This is a genomic window from Streptomyces xanthophaeus (genome assembly GCF_000725805.1).
Lineage (GTDB): Bacteria > Actinomycetota > Actinomycetes > Streptomycetales > Streptomycetaceae > Streptomyces > Streptomyces xanthophaeus.
Genome location: NZ_JOFT01000011.1, coordinates 209,868 through 229,819, shown reverse-complemented (window position 1 = coordinate 229,819; position 19,952 = coordinate 209,868). Strand labels below are relative to the sequence as shown.

Annotated in this window: 19 protein-coding genes and 2 pseudogenes; 10 read left to right on the top strand and 11 right to left on the bottom strand. The window is 72.0% G+C overall.

Features of this window, described 5'->3' with window-relative positions; translation table 11 throughout:
* Nucleotides 1-27 precede the first annotated feature (27 nt).
* Both IO30_RS0104585 and IO30_RS48005 read right to left on the bottom strand, forming a co-directional pair.
* Complete coding sequence (locus IO30_RS0104585) at nt 28-627, bottom strand: EF-Tu/IF-2/RF-3 family GTPase (RefSeq protein ID WP_107066843.1); 600 nt, start codon at nt 625-627, stop codon at nt 28-30.
* A gap of 84 nt (nt 628-711) precedes the next feature.
* Nucleotides 712-801: pseudogene (locus IO30_RS48005) on the bottom strand (alpha/beta fold hydrolase); the annotation flags it as partial.
* Nucleotides 802-953: 152 nt separating this feature from the next.
* Between IO30_RS48005 and IO30_RS0104580 the strand changes: the two are divergent.
* Complete coding sequence (locus tag IO30_RS0104580; RefSeq protein WP_031139498.1) at nt 954-1,412, top strand: hypothetical protein; 459 nt, start codon at nt 954-956, stop codon at nt 1,410-1,412.
* 116 nt (nt 1,413-1,528) lie between these two features.
* Nucleotides 1,529-2,167 (top strand): annotated as a pseudogene (locus IO30_RS42985) (phosphatase PAP2 family protein); the annotation flags it as partial.
* Between the two features lie 39 nt (nt 2,168-2,206).
* On the opposite strand, the gene IO30_RS0104575 reads toward IO30_RS42985, so the two are convergent.
* The 3 genes from IO30_RS0104575 to IO30_RS0104565 all read right to left on the bottom strand — a co-directional run bounded on the left by IO30_RS0104575 (nt 2,207) and on the right by IO30_RS0104565 (nt 5,283).
* The gene (locus IO30_RS0104575) at nt 2,207-2,902 is read right to left on the bottom strand and encodes a response regulator transcription factor (RefSeq protein ID WP_031139497.1); all 696 of its coding nucleotides are present in this window, start codon (nt 2,900-2,902) and stop codon (nt 2,207-2,209) included.
* Entirely contained in the window at nt 2,899-4,398 is a 1,500-nt protein-coding gene (locus IO30_RS0104570; RefSeq protein WP_237403342.1) for a sensor histidine kinase, read from the bottom strand. The genes IO30_RS0104575 and IO30_RS0104570 overlap by 4 nt, the downstream gene beginning before the upstream one ends.
* Before the next feature lie 189 nt (nt 4,399-4,587).
* Nucleotides 4,588-5,283, bottom strand: coding sequence for a hypothetical protein (locus IO30_RS0104565; RefSeq protein ID WP_031139495.1), 696 nt, complete (start codon nt 5,281-5,283; stop codon nt 4,588-4,590).
* Between the two features lie 181 nt (nt 5,284-5,464).
* Between IO30_RS0104565 and IO30_RS0104560 the strand changes: the two genes are divergently transcribed.
* From IO30_RS0104560 to IO30_RS0104545, 4 genes are all read left to right on the top strand, one after another.
* Nucleotides 5,465-6,034, top strand: coding sequence for a helix-turn-helix transcriptional regulator (locus tag IO30_RS0104560; protein WP_031139494.1), 570 nt, complete (start codon nt 5,465-5,467; stop codon nt 6,032-6,034).
* A 153-nt stretch (nt 6,035-6,187) separates the two neighbouring features.
* Entirely contained in the window at nt 6,188-7,105 is a 918-nt protein-coding gene (locus IO30_RS0104555; RefSeq protein WP_051901933.1) for a class I SAM-dependent methyltransferase, read from the top strand.
* Between the two features lie 65 nt (nt 7,106-7,170).
* On the top strand, nt 7,171-7,539 hold the full coding sequence (locus tag IO30_RS0104550) for a hypothetical protein (protein ID WP_031139492.1): 369 nt from the start codon (nt 7,171-7,173) through the stop codon (nt 7,537-7,539).
* A 201-nt stretch (nt 7,540-7,740) separates the two neighbouring features.
* On the top strand, nt 7,741-9,360 hold the full coding sequence (locus IO30_RS0104545; RefSeq protein ID WP_031139490.1) for a phospholipase D-like domain-containing protein: 1,620 nt from the start codon (nt 7,741-7,743) through the stop codon (nt 9,358-9,360).
* 30 nt (nt 9,361-9,390) lie between these two features.
* Here IO30_RS0104545 and IO30_RS0104540 read toward each other — a convergent pair whose 3' ends face one another.
* The 3 genes from IO30_RS0104540 to IO30_RS0104525 all read right to left on the bottom strand — a co-directional run bounded on the left by IO30_RS0104540 (nt 9,391) and on the right by IO30_RS0104525 (nt 12,574).
* Complete coding sequence (locus IO30_RS0104540) at nt 9,391-9,750, bottom strand: avidin-fold protein (protein ID WP_031139488.1); 360 nt, start codon at nt 9,748-9,750, stop codon at nt 9,391-9,393.
* A gap of 68 nt (nt 9,751-9,818) precedes the next feature.
* A complete protein-coding gene (locus IO30_RS0104535) occupies nt 9,819-11,426 on the bottom strand; it encodes an alpha/beta hydrolase (protein WP_078904566.1) in 1,608 nt (535 codons plus the stop codon).
* A 356-nt stretch (nt 11,427-11,782) separates the two neighbouring features.
* Nucleotides 11,783-12,574, bottom strand: coding sequence for an SDR family NAD(P)-dependent oxidoreductase (locus IO30_RS0104525; RefSeq protein WP_031139484.1), 792 nt, complete (start codon nt 12,572-12,574; stop codon nt 11,783-11,785).
* A 189-nt stretch (nt 12,575-12,763) separates the two neighbouring features.
* Between IO30_RS0104525 and IO30_RS0104520 the strand changes: the two genes are divergently transcribed.
* Complete coding sequence (locus IO30_RS0104520) at nt 12,764-13,435, top strand: TetR/AcrR family transcriptional regulator (protein WP_234321715.1); 672 nt, start codon at nt 12,764-12,766, stop codon at nt 13,433-13,435.
* Between the two features lie 9 nt (nt 13,436-13,444).
* Nucleotides 13,445-14,305 (top strand): MBL fold metallo-hydrolase, encoded by an 861-nt coding sequence (locus tag IO30_RS0104515; protein WP_031139480.1) that lies wholly within the window; start codon nt 13,445-13,447, stop codon nt 14,303-14,305.
* Here IO30_RS0104515 and IO30_RS0104510 read toward each other — a convergent pair.
* On the bottom strand, nt 14,266-14,757 hold the full coding sequence (locus IO30_RS0104510; RefSeq protein WP_031139478.1) for a hypothetical protein: 492 nt from the start codon (nt 14,755-14,757) through the stop codon (nt 14,266-14,268). The genes IO30_RS0104515 and IO30_RS0104510 overlap by 40 nt on opposite strands.
* A gap of 221 nt (nt 14,758-14,978) precedes the next feature.
* On the opposite strand from IO30_RS0104510, the gene IO30_RS0104505 reads away from it, so the two are divergent.
* Nucleotides 14,979-15,623 carry a DNA alkylation repair protein gene (locus IO30_RS0104505; protein WP_051859343.1) on the top strand — a complete coding sequence of 215 codons (645 nt, stop codon included), beginning with the start codon at nt 14,979-14,981 and terminating at the stop codon, nt 15,621-15,623.
* Nucleotides 15,624-15,655: 32 nt separating this feature from the next.
* On the opposite strand, the gene IO30_RS0104500 is transcribed toward IO30_RS0104505, so the two are convergent.
* Together IO30_RS0104500 and IO30_RS0104495 are read right to left on the bottom strand one after the other, a co-directional pair.
* Entirely contained in the window at nt 15,656-16,819 is a 1,164-nt protein-coding gene (locus IO30_RS0104500; protein ID WP_031139474.1) for an RNA polymerase sigma factor, read from the bottom strand.
* Nucleotides 16,820-16,827: 8 nt separating this feature from the next.
* Nucleotides 16,828-17,235, bottom strand: coding sequence for a YciI family protein (locus IO30_RS0104495; RefSeq protein ID WP_031139472.1), 408 nt, complete (start codon nt 17,233-17,235; stop codon nt 16,828-16,830).
* Between the two features lie 197 nt (nt 17,236-17,432).
* Here IO30_RS0104495 and IO30_RS42980 point away from each other — a divergent pair, with 197 nt between their 5' ends.
* The gene (locus tag IO30_RS42980; RefSeq protein WP_157853081.1) at nt 17,433-19,838 is read left to right on the top strand and encodes a bifunctional serine/threonine-protein kinase/ABC transporter substrate-binding protein; all 2,406 of its coding nucleotides are present in this window, start codon (nt 17,433-17,435) and stop codon (nt 19,836-19,838) included.
* Nucleotides 19,839-19,952 lie beyond the last annotated feature (114 nt).

The window sequence follows — 19,952 nt, the reverse complement described above, 5'->3', positions numbered from 1 at the left end:
CGAGCCGAGCCGCGCTGCCCGGCAGGCTCAGCGCGGGAGCCGGATCACGGTTCCGGACCCGGCCGCGCGACCGCGGGCACGGACCGCGAAGGACTGGCCCACCTCCAGCGCGACGGCCTCGTCGAGCGCCACCACCACCTCGGCACCGTGCAAGGGCCGGACGACCTCGACACCCCCGGCCAGTGTGACGGTGCCCCACACAGCGGCGGTGCGGGTGTGGAACAGGAGGCGATCTCCGGAGGCGACATCCACACCGCCCTGCTCTTCGGACAGCAGGGTGAAGTCGGCAGTGAAGCAGCCCCGGGCGCGGATCGAGCCCGGCGTCGCGAGCACCTGGCCCCGGTCCAGGGCGTCTGCGGCAGCGCCGTCCAGCAGCACTCCCACGTTCATGCCCGCACTCGCCGCCCCGATGCGCACTGGATGCTGCTCGATGCCGGTAACGGGGGTGGTCACGGTGCCGTCCGATCCGACGATCTCCACGAGGTCGCCCTGGCGCACCAGGCCGCGTTCGATCCGGCCCGTCACCATGACCGCCCGGCCCTGTTGCAGGAGGAATACGTCTTCGACGGCCATCAGGAACGGTTCCTCGGCCCAGTCCGCCACTGCCTGACCCGTAGGTCCACCCATGAGTTCCCGTGCTCCTTCTGCGGGCGTGCTCGGAAAACGTGCGCCGTGGCCCGGCAGGTCGGCGGCGACCACCGGGAACTTCTATCGGAGGCCAGCGAGTTGGGGGCCCCACTGCCCCGCGCTGAACCGCGTCCCGTGCACGAAGACGATGGGCGGTGCATCTGCTGCCGTCACGATTCCCCCAGTTCAGCGCCCTCCTGCCACCGACCCTACCGGCGGCGCCGTCCTCCACCGCTGCGAGCGCCTGTTGAGAACGTGGCTGAGGAGGCGATTGCGCACGTCCCCGTCGCTACCCTGGGCACGACCGCGATACGGGGGAGACAAGCGTGGAACGAAAGGCACGGCGGGCCGCGGGGACCCAGTCCTTCACGGACCTGCTCCGGCATCCGAGTCGTCTCGTCGAGCAGCTCACCGGAGAGGCTCGACATCGAGCCGAGGCGGACGTCGCAGCGTTGAACGCCGGCGAGGCCCGCGAGGTCTCCGCGTTCGTCCGTGACGGCCACGGTTTCCGGCAGGGGTCGCTGATCCTGGATCCTGCCGCAGCGTGGCCCGTGGTGTGGCGGCCGTTCCGAGTTCTCGGCAGACCCGGTGAAGACGTGGCCCTGGTGGCTCCGTTCCACGTCCACGGGGCGGGACCGGTGGCCGGCACGGGGAGTTGGGCGGTCGAGAAGGCAGCGTTCCGTCTGCTGTCGCTGCAAGCCGCTGATCGCTACTGGGAACTCGCCGTCCCCGCTACGGACGTTGCGCTGGTCCGTGCCGCGCTGCGCGGGGAAGGCCCCATGTGACGCGCAGGGCGGATCCACCCCGATGCGCCCGTACCCGTCAACCCTGACGATCGTCGGGGGTCCGGGCTGCCGTTCGGCCGGGGTGCCCGGCCTGCGGTGTTTCTAGCGTCGGCCGCATGGATGCGAACGAGCGATACGGATGGGGCCGACGGCTGTCTACGGCGGGTGCTTCGGCCGGGGCGGGTGCGGCGGCCGGGGTCTGGCTGGCGCCCGGCGGTGTGCTGGGGACGAACGGGCCCGTGCACGTCACCACGGGCCCGTCGGCGCGCGCCTACCGGGCGTTGACGGGGAGCGTGGCGGACGGGCCGCAGTGGTCCGGGGCCGTCCTGGAAGCGGCGAGCGAGGGCACCTTGCTGTTCCTGGGCCTGCTGCTGGCCTGGGTCGGCTGGCGCGCCCTGCGGCGCCGGGACGCGGCGCGGGTGGCCGGGGTGGCCGTGGCCGCCGCCGGGACCGTCGTCGCCTACGGGATCAGTGAGGCGGTCAAGCTCCTCGTCGACGAGGAACGTCCGTGCCGGGCCCTGCCGGGGGCCACGGCCCTTGCGCCGTGTCCCGCGCCGGGCGACTGGTCGTTCCCCAGCAACCACGCCACGCTGGCCGTCGCGCTGGCCGTCGGCGTGGTCCTGGTACGGCCGCGGCTCGCGGCTGCGGCCTTGCCGGTGGCCGGGGCGGCGGCCCTGCTGCGGGTGCTGGTAGGGGTGCACTATCCGCACGACGTCCTGGCGGGCGCGGTGCTCGGCGTGACGGCCGTGGTGACCGTGCGGCTCCTCGTACGGGCGACCGTCCTGCGCGTGGTGTCAGCAGTCCTCGTACGGCAGTCGGCCGGACGGCACCGGGACCACGCCGGCCTCGTGCGCGACCACGGCCGCCGCGGCCCGGTTGTCCACTCCGAGGCGCGCGAGGATCGAGCTGACGTGGGCCTTCACCGTTCCCTCCGCCAGGCGCAGGCGCCGCGCGATCTGCCCGTTGGAGAACCCGCTTCCGAGGAAGCCGAGCACCTCCCGCTCCCGGACGGTCAGGGCCTCGACGCGGGCGCGGGCCGCGGAGCGGCGGCCGGCCTGGGCGCCCGCTCCGCCGGAGGCGAGGTGCGCGACGACCCGGGCCGCGACCTTCGGTGACAGATAGGCGGCGCCCTCGGCCACCGCCCGGATGCCGGCGATCAGTTCCTCCGGTTCGCCGGACTTGATGAGGAAGCCCGTGGCGCCTTCACTGAGGGCGCGCAGGATGTACTCGTCCTCGCCGAAGGTCGTCAGCATCACGACTCCCGTCCCGGGCACGGTCCTTCGTATCTCGGCGGCGGCTTCCAGGCCGCCCGTTCCGGGCATCCGGATGTCCAGGACGGCCACCTGCGGGCGGTGGCGCTGGGCGAGCTCCACCGCCTGGTGCCCGTCGGCCGCCTCCGCGACGACGGCGATGCCGGGGTCGGTGGCGAGGACGGCGCGGATGCCCGCGCGGATCATGGGCTCGTCGTCGGCGATCAGGATCCGGATCATCGAACGGCCTTCCCGGTGTAGGTGTCGGTGGAGACCAGGCGCCCGGCCCGGAAGCAGAGACGGTAGATGTCCCCCGCGTGGTCGTCGAACGGGTCGGCGGTCTGTACGTAGAACTCGCAGGCCGCGTCCTGCGGTGCGGGTACGGGGGCCACCGGACGGCGGGTGGTCTGCCGCTGGGGCAGATGCGGCGCAATGTCCGTACGCGGCTGGCCGGCGTAGAGGCGGGCGTAGTCCTGTGAAACGAGGACCGACTGGCGTGCCGTCACGGTGTCCCACACCCGCACCCCGCCGACGAGCAGGGCGGTGGTGCACAGCGGCACGAGGACGGCCGCGGCTGCGGTGCGGCCCAGCCGACGACGGGCACTGCGGTGTTCGGGAGGCAGTACCTCACCCCGGTCGCCGGGCTCGGCGCCGCGGGGCGCAGGCACGGCCCCGGGGCGGTGCGGGAGCGTGGCCCGTACGGCGAACCCGCCGCCCTCGGGGCCCGCGGCGAAGGTGCCACCGGCCAGTCGGACGCGTTCGTCCAGGCCGATGAGTCCAAAGCGGTGGCCGTCGCCGGATGCCGGGGCCGAGGACTCCGGTGCGGGGCGAGCGGTGCGGTCAGGGCGGGGCGCGGACGCGGTGGGCACCGGCCGGTTCGTCACGCCTACCTCGGTCCGTCCTTCCGCGTGCCGGACGACGACGCTCGTCCGGTGCCCGGGCGCGTGCTTGGACACGTTCGTCAGCGCCTCCTGGACGACCCGGTGCACGGCCCGCCCGACGGCCGACAGCGCGTCCCCGGCCGCCGGTTCGCCCTCCACGCGCAGCCGGACGTCGAGCCCGGCCGCGGCGGCGCGGTCCACCAGGGCGTCGAGCTCGGTGAGTCCGGCGCCGGGCCCGGACCCCGGAGCCGGCTCCGACGGCTCGCGCAGCACACCGATCACCTCGCCGAGCCGGTCCACGGCGGCGCCCGCCCTGGCGCGGATGTCGCGGGCGGCGGCCCGGTGGTCCTCGGACAGACCGGGGGCCAGCTTCAGCGCCCCCGCCGACAGGGCGATGAGGCTGAGGTCGTGGCCGAGGAGGTCGTGCATGTCCTGTGCTATCCGGGTCCGTTCGCGCAGCCGGGCCTGTTCGGCGACCAGGCGCTGTTCCCGCTCCAGTCGCGCGGCCCGCTCCCACCCGGCCCGCACCAGCTCGCGGTACTGGCGCAGGAACCGGCCCGCGAACCACGGCAGCATCGCCGCCACCAGCAGCAAGCCCACGAACCGGCTCGCCCACCCCAGCCACGCCGGCACCAGGAGCACGGCCACCACGGCTGCCGCGAGCACTGCGGCCAGGGCCGCGCCGGCGCTCCGGTTCCGCCCCGGCTGTCCGCCCGCCAGGAACGCGCAGAGCGCCGCCGGTACGCCCCACCACAGGCTGGCCGCGCCCGTGCCGACGGTGGCGACCGTCCCGACGAACAGGCCTGCGGCCAGTACGGGCGCTGCCAACCGGGCCTTGATGATCACTGTTCTCACGGACGCGACCCTACGGAACCGCGACGCCCGGCGGCACAGCCGAAAGTCCACTACCGCTCGCGCGGGATCCGGGATCCGGGATCCGGGATCACGGATCCCGCATCAGGGATCCGTCGCGAGGGGGATCTTGTTCGCGGCGGTGCCACCGGTTGAGATCATGCGAGGCTCCGGCAGCACTTCGCGCCGCTTCTACTCGCAGGTGAACGTCACTTGTGCGCTCTGCGCGCTCATCTTCTGGTCCGGCAGGTGCAAGGTGACGAAGGTGGTGATCTTCGATGCGTTCGCCTGGCCCGGTACCTCCACCACGTGGAGCAGAGTGTGGTTGGTGGTACGGGGGTTGAAGTCGAGGGTGCCGGGGGAGGCGGGTGTGGCGCTGGAGGCGTAGGTCCAGTAGTAGCGGACCTTCCCCTGGCCGGTGGCAGTGATCTTGCCGTCGAACTCGGCCGTGGTGGGCTTGGTGCAGTCGATGACGGTTCCTGCCGGTGTCAGGACGACGACCTCGAGCTTGGTGATCTTCACGGTCTGCTTGCCGGCCGGCTTCTGCGGGGGAGGCGTGGCGCAGGTGACGCGTTTGCTCTGCTGGCCGACCTTGTAGCTGACGCTGTACGTCCCGTGGCGCAGGCCCTTCCGGTCGAGCTCGCCCTTGGCGTTCACCGTGGCCCGGAAGGAGGTCTTCGGCCCGTCCACCTGCACGGACTGCTTTGCGGGGAAGCCAGCCAGGCGGAGCACGTAGCCCGTGTCACTGCCCGGCTTGGCGCTCCCGTCCGGTGCCAGCTTGCAGGAGGACACCATCGGCACGGCTCCCGGCTCCGCCGCGCGTTCCTGGGCCGCGACGGCGGGGGCGAGCGCCACCGAGGAGGCGAGGAACGGGGCTGCGAGAAGCATGAGACACCGACGCCGGTTCGTCTGCAGCTCCATCGTGCTGCCCTTCATGAAGAGGCCCCCGAGGAGGACCTCAGGATATCGGCGCCGCGGCCACCGGGCAGCCTGAGGTGGCAGCCCGCTCCCTTCGGGGCTGCGTTCAGGACGAAATCACGCCTTGCGTTGTAGGCATACGCTGTTGCCCATGACGCAAGTGAACGGTGAATTGGACAGCCTGGTACGCACACGGATCCGAGCCCTGCGAGTGGCGCAGGGCTTGTCCCTGGCGGACCTGGCCGCCCGCGCCCACATCAGCCAGTCCACGCTCAGCCGCATCGAGAACGGCCAGCGGCGTCTGGCCCTGGACCAGCTCGTCACCCTCGCCCGGGCCCTGGACACCTCCTTGGACCAGCTCGTCGAGACCGCCGCCGAAGACATCGTCACCAGCCCGGTGATCGACGCGGCCCACGGGCTCATGCGCTGGTCCATGAAGGCGGACCCGGGCGTGAGCATCGTGCGCCAGCGCATGACGGACCCGCCGCCCGACAGCCCGGCACGCATGCGCGCCCATCCCGGCCGCGAATGGCTCGTCGTCCTGTCCGGCACCGCGGTCCTGCTGCTGGGGAACCGGCGCATTCGCGTGGAGACGAACCAGGCGGTGGAGTTCCCCACGATGCTGCCGCACGCCATCGGCGCCGAGGGCGGGCCCTGCGAGATCCTGGGCATCTTCGACCGTGACGCCCGCCGCGGCCACCAGCGCGGCGACGACGACTGACACCGCTGCCGGCCCGGGCCGGCGGGTACACGCCCGGGCATCACATCCCGCCGCAGGCGTCCGCTTGCGCGTTCAGCAGCTCATCCGGCCATCGTCTTGCGCACACCGGGAACCATGGTGCCGTGACGGCATGACCCCCCTAGCGTGACCGTCATGAACCACGCTCTCCCGCACGCGGCACACGGACATGTACACCCGCACCCGCACCCCATGGCCCGGCCCAACCCTGACCCCGACGGCATGGCGGAGATCCTCGACTTCGACGCGGAAGTGCTCACCGAGCACACCGCATCCATCACCGCACAGCTGCCCGTAGAGACGGCCCCGCGTCACATCGTGGACCTCGGATGCGGAACCGGAGCCGGTACCTTCGCCCTGCTCGCCCGTTTTCCCGAGGCGGAGGTGACCGCGGTCGACGCGTCGGCCGGCCATCTGCAACGCCTGCGCGAGAAGGCCCAGAGGCTCGGCCTGGCCGATCGGGTGCGGACGGTGGTGGCCGACCTTGACGCGCAGTGGCCCGAGCTTGGCCGGGCCGAGCTGGTGTGGGCATCGGCGTCCCTGCACCACATGGCCGATCCCGCCCGCGCCCTGCGCAAGGTCCACGAACTGCTCGCCCCCGGCGGCCTGTTCGCGGTCGTCGAGCTCACCGACTTCCCGCGCTTCCTGCCGCCCGACGCTCCGGAGGAACGGCCGGGCCTCGAAGAGCGCTGCCACGCCGCCCTCGCGCACCACCACACCGAGCACGTGCCGCACCGCGGGGCCGACTGGGGCGCCGAGCTGGCCGCAGCCGGCTTCACCGTCGAGGGCGAACGCACGATCACCGTGGACGTCGACGGCTCCCGCAGCGAGGCGGTGGGCCCCTACGCACTCAGCAGCCTGAAGCGCCTGCGCGACGGAGCCTCCAGCGCCCTTGCGCCGGAGGACCTGGACGCCCTCGACCGGCTGCTCGACACCGACGGCCCCCTGAGCATCCTGCGCCGAGGCGACCTCGCCGTCCGCACCGAACGCACCGTGTGGAGCGCGCGCCGCGACGGAGGGAGTTTGGGCTTGAAAGCAGCTATCCGGAGCTGATCACTTACGCGTAGTAATGGGTGCGCGGTCCGACCGGCCGTCCATGATCGAAGGAGCCGCCACCCATGACCCGCTTCCGCACCACAGGTATGGCCCTGATGGGCACCGCGGCACTGTTCGCCCTGACTGCTGCGCCCGCCCATGCCGCCCCCGGTGACGTCACGACCTCCTGTGCCAGCGTGCTCACCCCGGCCGGCTTCGTCGACGTCAGCTGGGGCTACAGCAGCAGCTGCGGGACGCAGAGCTTCAGCCCCAACATCAAGCAGATAAAGCAGCTCACCGGCCTCCCCGTCGGCACGGTGGTCCAGGCCTGCGCCTCCACCTACCAGCCCGCCGGCTGGATCCAGACCCAGTCGTACTACACCAGCAGCTGCGTCTACTCGTCGAACCCCAGCTTCAACAACAACGCATGGACCCTGAAGCGCGTCTCCTGACCCAGCGCGTGACGCAGCGGCAGAAACCAGGACAATCCATAGCCGATGCCGCCGTGGAATGCCTGGCTGAATCCGATATGTGAGGTGAGCGCTTCATCCATCGGACTGATAACTTCCGCGAGTTGATCTTGTCGGCCGCATCCGCCCGGTACCTTCACGGGCGGATGCGGTGACGGCCACCCCTCGCGCAAGGAACCCACATTGCTCCGCCCCGTACCGCTCCGGCCCACCCGGCCCGCCCGTCTCGCCTCCCGCGCCGCAGCTGCGGCCGCCCTGCTCGTCCTGCTGCCCGCCGTCCCGGCCGCAGCCGACGCAACCCCGCACCTCGACTCCGTCGAACAGGAGCTGCGTCAGGTCTCGCCCGGCCTCGAAGGCCGCGTCTGGGAACGCACCGCGGGCAACACCCTCGATGCCTCGACACCCGGCGGCGGCGACTGGCTGCTCCAGACCCCCGGTTGCTGGGGCGACAGCGCGTGCACGCAGCGGCCCGGTACCGAACGCCTGCTGTCGAAGATCACCGAGAACGTCTCCCAGGCGAAGCAGACCGTCGACATATCCACCCTGGCGCCGTTCCCGAACGGTGCCTTCCAGGACGCCCTCGTCACCGGCCTGAAGGCCTCGGCGGCGCGGGGCAACAAGCTCAAGGTGCGCGTCCTCGTGGGCGCCGCACCGATCTACCACCTGGGCGTGGTGCCGTCGAAGTACCGCGACGAGCTCGTCGCGAGGCTCGGTGACGACGCGCGGAACATCGACCTCAACGTCGCCTCGATGACGACCTCGAAGACCGCGTTCTCCTGGAACCACTCCAAGATCCTGCTGGTCGACGGCCAGTCGGTGGTCACGGGAGGGATCAACAGCTGGAAGGACGACTACCTGGAGACCACCCACCCCGTGGCCGATGTCGATCTGGCGCTGAAGGGGCCGGGCGCCGCCTCGGCGGGCCGCTACCTCGACGAGTTGTGGTCCTGGACCTGCCGGAACAAGAGCAACATCGCCAGCGTCTGGTTCTCCTCCTCCAACGGCACCGCCTGCATGCCCGCCATGCCGAAGGCCGCCGCGGCCCCGGCACCCCAGGGCGACGTACCCGTCCTCGCCGTCGGCGGGCTCGGGGTCGGCATCCAGCGCAACGACCCCGCCTCGGCCTTCCGGCCGCAACTGCCCACCGCCCCCGACACCAAGTGCGTCGTTGGGCTCCACGACAACACCAACGCTGACCGCGACTACGACACGGTCAACCCCGAGGAGAGCGCTCTGCGGACGCTGATCTCCTCGGCAGACCGGCACATCGAGATATCCCAGCAGGACGTCAACGCGACCTGCCCGCCGCTGCCGCGCTACGACATCCGCGTGTACGACGCGCTCGCCGCCAAGCTGGCCGCCGGGGTGAAGGTCCGCATCGTGGTCAGCGATCCCGCCAACCGCGGCGCCGTCGGCAGCGGGGGCTACTCCCAGATCAAGTCCCTCGCCGAGATCAGCGACACCCTCCGCGACCGTCTCGCCCTGGTCACCGGCGACCGCGCCACGGCCCGCACCAAGATGTGTGCCAACCTCCAACTGGCCACCTTCCGCAGCTCGTCCGCGCCGACCTGGGCGGACGGCCACCCGTACGCCCAGCACCACAAGGTAGTCGCGGTGGACGACGCTGCGTTCTACCTCGGCTCGAAGAACCTCTACCCCGCCTGGCTCCAGGACTTCGGGTACGTCGTCGAGAGCCCCCGAGCCGCCCAGCAGCTCACGGACCAGCTTCTGACCCCGCAGTGGCAGTACTCCCGCCAGACCGCCACCGTCGACCACGAACGGGGCATCTGCCCCGCCGCCTGAGCCGACGGGTGCCACTGCGCCGCCCGACGCCTACACCTGCGACGCCTGGTGATCCGGGACCTGCTCGACCAGGCTGGTGCCACTGCCCGCCTGGGACTCCCACGTCCATGTCTCCTCCAGACGGAGGCGGCCGTCGGGCAGCTCCCTCACGAGGGAGACGCAGTGCCCGGAGGCGGTCGTGCCGTCGGTGCGGAGCTGGACGTAGCGGAAATCGAGGGTGTCGCCGGCCCGGGTGCCCACCAGGTGTCCCCTGACGACGTCTCCACCGGAGTACTCGGCCCAGACGCGGCCGACTTGCTCGTGGTACTCGAACCGGGTCTGCCGGCCGACCTGACCGGGCGCCTGGTCGGCCACGGGGACGAAGACGAGGCCGTCGAGCGAGCGCGTCATGGTGACTCCTGTGCGATGGCGGTCCGGTCCGGCCCCGGCGGCGTGGACGGTCCGGACCACCCTAGACGTCAGCGGAGGGCGGGGATCACGTCGCGGGTCTCGTCCACCTCGATGCCCGTGGTGCGCAGGCCCAGCGCGCCAGGAGGCGTCTCGTCCGCGCAGACGGTGCCCCGTGCGGGCAGCGCCAGGGTGGCGAGGTACTCGGTGGCCAGGGTGCTGACGCACGCGCTCCGGTTGTAGGCGGTGTGTCCTTCGGCGGCGAACGTCAGCAGCCGTCCGTTGTCCAGCGTCGCTGCGAGCGCGACGGCGTCCTGGTACGGGGTGTCAGGGTCCCCGGTCGTGCCGAGGACCAGGATCGGCGCGGAGCCGGCCGCCCGGTAGGAGCCCTCGAAGCGGCTCGGGCGCTCGGCCTGCCACTGGGCGCAGGTGGGCGCGTGGTTGTGGTCGTAGGTGGGCGGTCCGAGGCCGATGGGGGCTCCCAGCAGCGGGGCGGCTGCGACGTGGGCACTGACGAGCGTGCCCAGCAGCAGCGGGCCCGCCGGGTAGACCCGGTCGGCGCACTCCACGGCCGTGTTGACGTTGAGGAAGTCGAAGGATCCGGGTGAGGGCGGGTTCAGCAGGAACGAACCCTGGCGATCCTGGGCCGCCCGCAGGGCCTCTCCCAGGTACGGCCAGATCTCCTTGCCCGCGTTGATGTTGAACATCAGCCGGTAGGCGAGGGTGTAGCCGGTGGCCGGGCGTCCGCCGGCGGTGATCACGGGGTCGGCGTCCAGCGCCCGCTTGAGCTGTTCGAAGGCCTGGCGGGGCCTGCCCTCGCCGAAGCCGCAGGTGGTGGCGTTCTGCGCGCACCAGTCGAGGAACCGGCCGACCGCCGCGTCCAGTGCCACGAACTGCGCGCCGTCGTAGGCGTACGGCACGTCGGCGTAGAGGCGCGGATCGTAGGCCCCGTCCAGGACCATGGCACGCACGCGCCGCGGGAACTGCGCGGCGTAGACGGTGCCGACGTAGCTGCCGAAGGAACGGCCGTAGAAGGAGAGCGTCTCCTCGCCGAGGGCCTGGCGCAGCAGGTCGATGTCCTTGGCGTTCGATCCGGTACCGATGAACGGCACGAGGTCGCCGGAGCGCTGCTGACAGGCGGTGGCGAAGTCGAGGCCCTGCCGTACGGCCCCGCGCAGGGCGCCGGGGCCGGGCACACCGCGCGCGGCGTCCACGGCGGCCGCGTACTCGGTGTCGTTCCAGCACTCCACCTGCCCGCTGCGCGCCACGCCGCGCATGTCGTACCCGACGACGTCGAAGGCGTCGCGGAGGGAGGCGGGGAGCGCGTCGTAGCTGTTGCGGGCGAAGTCCACGCCGGAATTGCCGGGTCCACCGGGGTGCAGCAGGAGCACACCGGTGCGGCGGGCGGGGTCTGCGGCGAGCTTGCGGGTGACCGCGAGCGGGATGGTACGCCCGTCCGGATGACGGTGGTCCAGCGGTACCCGGGCGGTCGCGCACTCGAAGCCGTCCCCCGGGCCGGCGCAGGGCCCCCAGGTCAGAACGGGCACGGGCGGGGCGGCGGGGGTCGTTGCCGTGGCAGCCCCGGGCGAGGTCCCGAGGAGCGCGGTGACCGCGATCAGCACGAGGGCTATGCCCCACACCCCTCGCTTGCGCGGGTCATGAGCCAAACGGGTCTCCATGCAGCGGTCCTCCGTCAGCAGGTGGTGCGCAACGGACGACACCGTAGGCGCCGTCCACCTCCTGTGTCGGCCCACCAGGAGTTGATTCCTCTGTACCACTGGGGGAAGAGTCCGGCTACAACCAGAGTTGTACGTCCCGGGCATGCGCCATGGTCCGCTGCTCAGGCGAACGTGTAGACCAGGACGATGGAGACGATGGCGATGGCCGCCGCGGCGAAGACCGCCGCGGCGACCGCGAGGACGGTGGCTGCGACACGTTCCACGCCGCGACGGTGGTGGTCCGGTTTCCATTCACGCTGGTTCATGCGCCCAGCTTGTCGCCGCGGACCGGATGCCGCATGAGTACGTGTACTCAGTCAGCGGCTCCGGCGTTGCGCCTCCACGATGCGGCGGACCGTCCCGTCGACCCCGGCGCGGCTCTGCACCCGTTCGGAGAAGGCCGGGAACTGGCCGGCGATGGCGCTGAGGAGCTTCAACTCGACCGGGGCGACATTGACTTCGCACAAGTTGCGCTCCACGGCCCGGATCACGCCCCGCGCCACCTGGTCCGGCGAGACCGTCCGTGCGCCGCCAGGGGGAGTTGCCCCGGTCGCGGCGAACATGCCCGCGTCCCGGACGTATCCGGGCTGGACCAGGGATACGCCCACTCCGGTGCCGTGCAGATCCTGGCGGAAGGCCAGAGCGAAGCCGCGCAGCCCGAACTTCGTCGCGTTGTAGAGGGACGACGACTTGGTGGCCGCCTTCCCGGAGATCGAGCCGACGAGGGCGATGTGCCCCCGGCCCGCCGCGACCATGCGGGGGGCGAGCAGGCGCGTCAGCATGACCGGTGCCCGTAGGTTCACCGCGAGGGCGCGGTCGATCTGCTCCGGGGTGTAGTCGAGGAGCTCACCGCTGGACGGCAGGGCGGCGTTGGCGATGAGGATGTCGGTCTCGGGGCATGCCTCGGCCAGGCGGGCGACATCGGAAGCTTCGGAGAGATCGGCGACGACGGCCCGGGCGCCGAGTTCGTCCGCCACTGCCTTCAGGGCCTCCTCGCGGCGTCCGGTGACGATCAGCCGCGCTCCCTTCGCGGCGAGCGAGCGGGCCAGTGTCAGGCCGATGCCGCCCGTGACTCCGGTGACGAGAACGGTCGATCCGGTGATGCGCATGTGCATGCCTCCCTGTCGTTCGTTCGAACGAACAGTAGGGATCAGCTGCGTGTCGTGTCCATGCCTTGACGCGCCTGTCGTGGGACCGGGGCCGGAACTCGCCGTCCGGCCGCCATCGGCGGGCCGACGCGTACGGAGGTGTGTGACCATGGCGACCACGGCCGAGTGCGGCAGGCAGGGAGGGGCATCGTGGAACAGCCGGCCCGACGGGCCCGGGTGGACGAGCGCGCCGCCGACGGCCGCGCCGAGCGTGGACGCCAGACCCGGGTGAAGATCGCCGAGGCCGTCCTCTCCCTGCTCGACGACGGGGAATCCCACTTCCCGGCGGAGCGGGTCGCCGAACGCGCCGGTGTGTCCCGGCGCCTCGTGTTCCACCACTACGCCGACCTGTCCCAGCTGGTGGAGACGGCCATCGCGCGTCGGCTGGAGCAGCTGATGGAGCAGATCAGACCGCTGCCCGCGGACGGCCCGCGGGCCGTCCGGGTGGCAGCGCTCACGGAGCAGCGGGCCCGGATCCTGGAGTGGATCACGCCGGCCCAGCTGGCGCTGATGAGACTGGAGACACCACGCGAGCGCGTCGACGAAGTCACCCGCCAGGTCCTGGACTTCGCCCGGGCGCGACTGGCGGAGGTCTTCGCCGAAGAACTCGGACGCTTGCCCGCCGCGCGCAGGGCCGAGGTGCTCCACGGGCTGGACGCGGTGACCACATGGGGCGCCTGGTACCACTGGCGAAGCAGCGGCCTGAGCATCGCATCGGCCACCCGCACCATGGACACGGCGGTCCACGCCCTGCTCGCCACCGCGGATCCGCACCACGGGCCGGCCCCCGACGGGGACGCCGCCCGTGATCCGGCGCGATAGATTGGGCCCGTGATCGACTTCCTTGGTGGCGCCCCGGTAGTCGGCAGTCTCGATGTCGAGTGGCATGCGGGATGGCCGTCACCCAAGCACGACCCTGCTCCGGAGATCCAGGTCCACGCGTACACCGAGGACACGTTGATCCTGCGTCAGAACAAGTCCGTGCACTACGAGGCGCCCTTCCTCTTCCTGCTCTTCGGGAACGAGGGCGCGCTGCTGATCGACACGGGTGCCACCTCCGCCCCCGGCCACTTCCCCCTGCGGGCGACCGTCGACGCGCTGATCGAGGACTGGCTGACGCGCAATCCACGAGCGCGGTACGAGCTGACGGTCGCCCACACGCACGGCCACGGCGACCACGTCGCGGCCGACGGACAGTTCGCCGACCGACCCGGCACCACGGTCGTCGGCATCGGACTGGAGGAGGTCACGGCCCACTTCGGGCTCGCCGACTGGCCGCACCGGACGGCCGAACTGGATCTGGGCGGACGGGTCCTGGACCTGGTCCCCGGTCCGGGACACCACCGCGCCGCGCTGGTCTTCTACGACCGGCACACGGGCCTGCTGCTGACCGGGGACTCGCTCTACCCCGGGCGGCTCTACGTGGAGGACCGTGCCGCGTTCTCGGAGACCGTGGACCGGCTCCTAGAGTTCTGCGCGACCCGCCCGGTCACGTACGTCCTCGGCTGCCACATCGAGATGGCCACCACTCCCGACACCGACTACCCCAGAGGTACCACCCACCAGCCGGACGAGCTCCCGCTCCAGCTCACCACCGCCCATCTGCGCACCCTGCGCCAGGCCCTCGATGCGACCGCGGGGCAGTCGGGCTCTCACCCCTGCGGCGACTTCATCGTGGTGTACACCGCCTGACTGGCGGCGTCGGAGGGAGCGGAGCCCCGCGACAGCCGGGCGTGCAGCGCGGGGCCGCACGCCACGACGAAGGCGAACAGGAACGCGGCGGTGACCAGGTTCGGGTCGGAGAACCACCGGCCGGCGATCCGGTCGACGAGCAGGGCCACCGCCACGAGCAGCATCTTCGCGGCCAGCAAGCCGAAGAAGAGGCGACCGCTGACCGGGACGCGCCCGGTGCGGGCGAGTCGGCGGCGGACCAGGCGCACCGCCACGCTCACGCCCAGGATCAGCAGCAGGAGGCGCAGCGCGTGCTCCCACGCGGGCGTGTCCCCGCCGAGGGCCCACACGGCCGCCATGACCGCGCCCACGACGGCATAGGCCGCTCTGTGCCCGCGCCCGGCCGCCGCACGGCCTTCGCGGCCTTCACGGGCGGGAGGCGCCGGGGGTACGTGGTCACTGGTGATGGACATGGCTATCCTTTCGCCGCAAAACAGACTCTTCGGCCCCGAGTGCCACAAAACAACTTGCACTCCGAGTGTCATTTGTTTGGTTGCGGCCGTCAAGCCCCTCCAAGGACCCCCGCGCACCAGGGGACCGCGCCGCACGAAGCCGGAGCCGGCTCCCGACGTAGGCTGCGTACGGCAGGCGAGGGAAGGAAGCCGACGTGGCCGAAACGACGGTGGCCGAGGTGATGGCCGAGCTGGCCGCGCTGGAGGACCCGAAGGCACGCGCGGTGAACGAGAAGCACGGTGACGACCACGGTGTGAACCTCGGCAAGCTCCGCGCGCTCGCGAAGCGGCTGCGGACCCAGCAGGAGCTCGCACGCCGGCTCTGGGAGACGGAAGACACCGCGGCGAGGCTGCTGGCGCTCCTCATCTGCCGCCCGAAGGCGTTCGAACGCGACGAGCTGGACGTCATGCTCCGCGAGGCGCGCACACCCAAGGTGCACGACTGGCTCGTCAACTACGTGGTCAGGAAGAACCCGCACGCCGAAGAACTGCGCCTGGCCTGGTCGGCCGATCCGGATCCCGTGGTCGCGAGCGCCGGATGGGCGCTGACCTCCGAACGCGTGGCCAAGCAGCCCGAGGGCCTCGACCTCGAAGGACTGCTCGACGTCATCGAGGCGCAGATGAAGGACGCCCCCGACCGCCTGCAGTGGGCGATGAACCACTGCCTGGCCCAGATCGGGATCGAGCACGCCGAGCTCCGCACCCGGGCCATCGGCATCGGTGAGCGCCTGGAGGTGCTCAAGGACTACCCGACGTCCCCGGGCTGCACCTCGCCGTTCGCGCCCGCCTGGATCGCCGAGATGGTGCGCCGGAAGCACGACGCGTAGCCCTCGACCCCCCCACACGCCACCTCCCGACCTCACCTGGGCGGACCCGACCCCCGGGACCGGAATTCGTTGAGACGGGCTGCCTGGCGCGTCAGGTGGTCGCGTTCGGCGAGGTTCGGTGCCTTCCTGGCCGCGTCGGCGTACAGCCGTGCCGCCGTCACCAGGTCACCGTCGCGCTCGTGCAGGTACGCCGCCACCGCGGCCCGGCGGGGCAGCGCCTCGTCCAGCTCCGCCAGCGCCGCCAGGCCGGCGCGCGGTCCGTCGGCCTCGCCGACGGCCACCGCACGGTTGAGCCGGACCACCGGGCTGTCGGTGAGGCGCGCCAGCTCGTCGTACCACTCGACGATCTGCACCCAGTCGGTCTCCCCGGCCGTGGGCGCGTCGGCGTGCAGCGCCGCGACGGCGGCCTGGGCCTGGTACTCGCCCAGCCGGTCACGGGCCAGAGCGGCCTGCAGGACCACGACGCCCTCGGCGATCGCCCTGCGGTCCCACCGGCCCCGGTCCTGCGCAGCGAGCGGCACCAGGCTGCCGTCGGGCGCGGTCCGGGCAGCGCGCCGGGCGTGGTGGAGCAGCATCAGCGCCAGCAGGCCCGCCACCTCGGGATGGTCGATCGACGCCGCGAGCTGCCGGGTGAGCCGGATGGCCTCGGCGGCGAGGTCGACATCGCCGGAATAGCCCTCGTTGAAGACCAGGTACAGCACGCGCAGCACGGTGGCGACGTCACCCGGCTCCTCGAAGCGCACACCGGAGACGGTGCGCTTGGCCCGGCTGATGCGCTGCGCCATCGTCGCCTCCGGCACCAGATAGGCCTGGGCGATCTGGCGGGTGGTCAGCCCGCCGACGGCGCGCAGCGTGAGCGCGACCGCGGACGACGGAGTCAGGGACGGGTGGGCGCACAGGAAGTAGAGCTGGAGCGTGTCGTCCACCGCGGGCGCGGGCCCGGGCGCCGGCTCCTCGTCGACACGGTCCTCCCGCCGGCGCCGGGCCACGTCCGCCCGGGTCGCGTCGAGGAACCGGCGCCAGGCCACGGTGATCAGCCAGCCCTTCGGATCCCGAGGGGGATCCTCGGGCCAGACGCGGACCGCCTCGACCAGCGCCTCCTGCACGGCGTCCTCGGCCGCCGCGAAGTCGGCTCCGCGGCGGACGAGGACTCCGAGGACGCTCGGCGTGAGGCTCCGGAGCAGGGCCTCGTCCATCGGGGAGGTCACTCGGTGATGGTGGGCGGCGCGGTCAGGAACGGGCGCAGCTCCAGCCACTCGTGGATCGGCTTGCCACCGGCCCCGGGAGCGGCCGAGAGTTCCCCGGCCAGTTCGACGGCCCGCTCGTAGCTGTCCACGTCGATCACCATCCAGCCGGCGATGAGGTCCTTGGTCTCGGCGAACGGGCCGTCGGTGACCGGCGGGCGGCCTTCGCCGTCGTACCGGACGAACGTCCCCTCGGGAGCGAGCGCCTGACCGTCGACGAACTCGCCGGTCCCCTCGAGACGGGCCGCGAAGTCGTGCATGTACTGCACGTGGGCCGTGATCTCCTCCGGAGTCCACTGGTCCATGGGCACGTCGTTGACCGCGGCCGGGGCGCCACGGTAGTGCTTCAGCAGCAGGTACTTGGCCATCGTGCTTCTCCTCGGTACTCGTGCGACCCATTCTGGTCGCCTTCACCGCGGGGACGGAGCCGCTCACCGGTTCTCGACACGGGCGGCGGAACTTTTTTCAATCCGCCGGAACCCGAGCCCGCGGCCGCCCGCGCCGGGGCAGTGTTCAGGCCATCGTTCCGTCACCTGATCGGCCGATCAGGTCCTAGAGTGTGCGCGTGACCAAGCAGAACTCCGAACTCATCGCCGGGCGGTACCAGCTGCTCGAACGCATCGGCCAGGGCGGCATGGGCCGGGTCTGGCGAGGCGTCGACCAGCAGCTCTTCGGACGCGAGGTCGCCATCAAGGAGATCCTCTTCCCGCCGGGGCTGGACGACGGCGACCGCGCCACGCTGCTCGGGCGCTTCACCGGCGAGGCCCGGGCAGCGGTCACTCTCAGCCACCCGGGGATCATCACCATCCACGACGTCGTGGAGCACCACGGTGCCCCGGTCATCGTCATGGAGTTCATCCGGGGGGAGTCCCTCGCCGCGGCCATCCGGCGCCAGGGCCGGCTGCCGGTGCAGCGGGTGGCGGAAATCGGCGCCGCCATGCTCGACGCGCTCGCCGAGGCGCACGACGCGCGGATCGTCCACCGCGACATCAAGCCGGACAACGTGCTCCTGACCAAGGACCGGGTCGTCATCACCGACTTCGGCATCGCCCACCTCGCCGATGCCACGACCAAGCTCAGCCACAGCGGGATCGTCATCGGCACCCCGCAGTACATGCCGCCGGAGCAGCTGGAGGGCAAGCGGCCGACTCCGGCGAACGACCTGTGGGCGCTCGGCGCCACCCTCTACCACGCCGTCGAAGGCCGTCCGCCGTTCGACGCCGAGGGGCTCCACGCCCTTGCCGTGGCCGTCTTCACCCGCCCCCACCTGCCGCCGGCCCACGCCGGCCCGCTGGGCCCCGTACTGGACGCGCTCCTCACCAAGGACCCGGCGGAGCGTGCAGGAGCCGCCGAGGCCGCCGAACTGCTGGCGTCGGTGCTGGGGCCCGCCCGCTCCAGGGCAGGCGTGGGCACCGAGGCCGCAGACACCGCCGAGCCCGCGCCCGTACCCGTACCGGATGCGCCGACGGTGACCGCTCCCACCCCGACGGAGCCGGAGCCGCCGTCCCTGCCACCCCTGCCGACGCCCACGGCCAGGGACTGGGCGTCCACCCCCGACGCCCCCCGCCGCCCCGTACCGGACCGGCCGACCGTCCGGCCCACACCCACGCCCGTACCCCCGGCCGAGGACCTGGTCTCGCTCGGCGGGACGGTCCCGGAAGGACGCAGCCAAGGAGCCTCCACCCGGCGGCGCACCCTCACCCGGCGCTCCGCCGTCCTGGGCATGGCGGTGGCCACGCTCGCCGTCGGCTCCGCTCTGACCTGGACCCTGACCCGTGACGGATCACCCGGCGGCGGTAGCGGCGGAGGAGGTGGCGGCGGCGGTGCGGCCGGCAGCGGATCCTCGGCTTCCCCCGTCACGGTGGTGATCGGTGTGGACGCACCCCTCAGCGGCGGCCTGTCCTCCTGGGGCGTCGGCATCAAGAACTCCGCAGACCTGGCGGCCAAGACCGCCAACCGCAAGCACCACGTCCCCGGCGTGAACTTCGAGATCAAGGCCCTGGACGACGAGGCCAGTCCCGTCAAGGGCGGGCCGAACGCCACTCGGTTCATCGCCGACGACAAGGTGCTGGGCGTCGTCGGACCGCTCAACTCCGGCGTCGCGAAGACGCTGGTCGAACCGCTCGCACAGGCGAACCTGATCAACGTGTCACCGGCCAACACCGACCCCGCGCTGACGCTGGGCCCCCACTGGGCGGACGGCGCCAAGTCCCGCCCGCACAAGACCTACTTCCGCACCGTCGCCACGGACGTCGACCAGGGTCCGTTCGCCGCCCGGTACCTCCACGACGAAGCCGGGAAGACGAAGCTCTACGTCGTCGACGACAAGAGCGCCTACGGTACGAGCCTCACCTCCGGGTTCACCGCCGAGTTCACGAAGCTCGGCGGAACCGTCGTCGGCGCGGACCACGTCGATCCCACGGGCAGCGATTTCGCAGGCCTCGCCGCGAAGGTCCGGGCCTCCGGCGCCGACGCCGTGTACTTCGGCGGCTACTACACCACGGCCGGGCCGCTCTCCGAGCAGCTCAAGCAGGCGGGCGTGACCGTTCCGCTGATGGGCGGCGACGGCGTCTTCGACCAGCAGTTCATCACGACCAACCCCAAGGCCGAGGGCGACCTCGCCACCAACATCGGCGTCCCCGCCGAGAACCTGACGGGAGGAGAGGACTTCCTCTCCCGGTACCGGACGGCGGGCTACCCGGAGGAGGCCGGTTCGTACGGCCCCTACGCGTACGACGCGGCCTGGACCGTCATCGAGGCGGTCAAGGCCGTGGTGGCGGCCAACGGCGGCACCCTCCCGGCGGACGCCCGGGCGAAGATGCCGCAGGCCGTGGCGGGGCTCGCGTTCGACGGCGTCACGGGCCGCGTCTCCTTCGACGGCTACGGCGACACGCTCAACCGCTCGCTGACGGTGTACGCGGTGAAGGGCGGCAGCTGGACCGCCGTGAAGAGCGGACCCCGGACCCCCTGACCAGCTCGTCCACGTCCCGGACCTGCCCCGACCTGCCCTGACCCGACCTGCGAGACCATCGTCCCCGCCGGGGAACCGTTTGCCGCTGCGGCCTGCCGCGGCCCGGAGTGAAGT

Excerpts from the sequence above, each read along its gene's own strand:
- IO30_RS0104535 (WP_078904566.1), bottom strand. The coding sequence starts at position 11,426 with ATGGAGACCCGTTTGGCTCATGACCCGCGCAAGCGAGGGGTGTGGGGC.
- IO30_RS0104565 (WP_031139495.1), bottom strand. The coding sequence starts at position 5,283 with ATGCTTCTCGCAGCCCCGTTCCTCGCCTCCTCGGTGGCGCTCGCCCCC.
- IO30_RS0104505 (WP_051859343.1), top strand. The coding sequence starts at position 14,979 with ATGGCCGAGCTGGCCGCGCTGGAGGACCCGAAGGCACGCGCGGTGAAC.
- IO30_RS0104525 (WP_031139484.1), bottom strand. The coding sequence starts at position 12,574 with ATGCGCATCACCGGATCGACCGTTCTCGTCACCGGAGTCACGGGCGGC.
- IO30_RS0104510 (WP_031139478.1), bottom strand. The coding sequence starts at position 14,757 with ATGTCCATCACCAGTGACCACGTACCCCCGGCGCCTCCCGCCCGTGAA.
- IO30_RS0104555 (WP_051901933.1), top strand. The coding sequence starts at position 6,188 with ATGAACCACGCTCTCCCGCACGCGGCACACGGACATGTACACCCGCAC.
- IO30_RS0104575 (WP_031139497.1), bottom strand. The coding sequence starts at position 2,902 with ATGATCCGGATCCTGATCGCCGACGACGAGCCCATGATCCGCGCGGGC.
- IO30_RS0104550 (WP_031139492.1), top strand. The coding sequence starts at position 7,171 with ATGACCCGCTTCCGCACCACAGGTATGGCCCTGATGGGCACCGCGGCA.
- IO30_RS0104540 (WP_031139488.1), bottom strand. The coding sequence starts at position 9,750 with ATGACGCGCTCGCTCGACGGCCTCGTCTTCGTCCCCGTGGCCGACCAG.
- IO30_RS0104500 (WP_031139474.1), bottom strand. The coding sequence starts at position 16,819 with ATGGACGAGGCCCTGCTCCGGAGCCTCACGCCGAGCGTCCTCGGAGTC.
- IO30_RS0104495 (WP_031139472.1), bottom strand. The coding sequence starts at position 17,235 with ATGGCCAAGTACCTGCTGCTGAAGCACTACCGTGGCGCCCCGGCCGCG.
- IO30_RS0104560 (WP_031139494.1), top strand. The coding sequence starts at position 5,465 with ATGACGCAAGTGAACGGTGAATTGGACAGCCTGGTACGCACACGGATC.
- IO30_RS0104585 (WP_107066843.1), bottom strand. The coding sequence starts at position 627 with ATGGGTGGACCTACGGGTCAGGCAGTGGCGGACTGGGCCGAGGAACCG.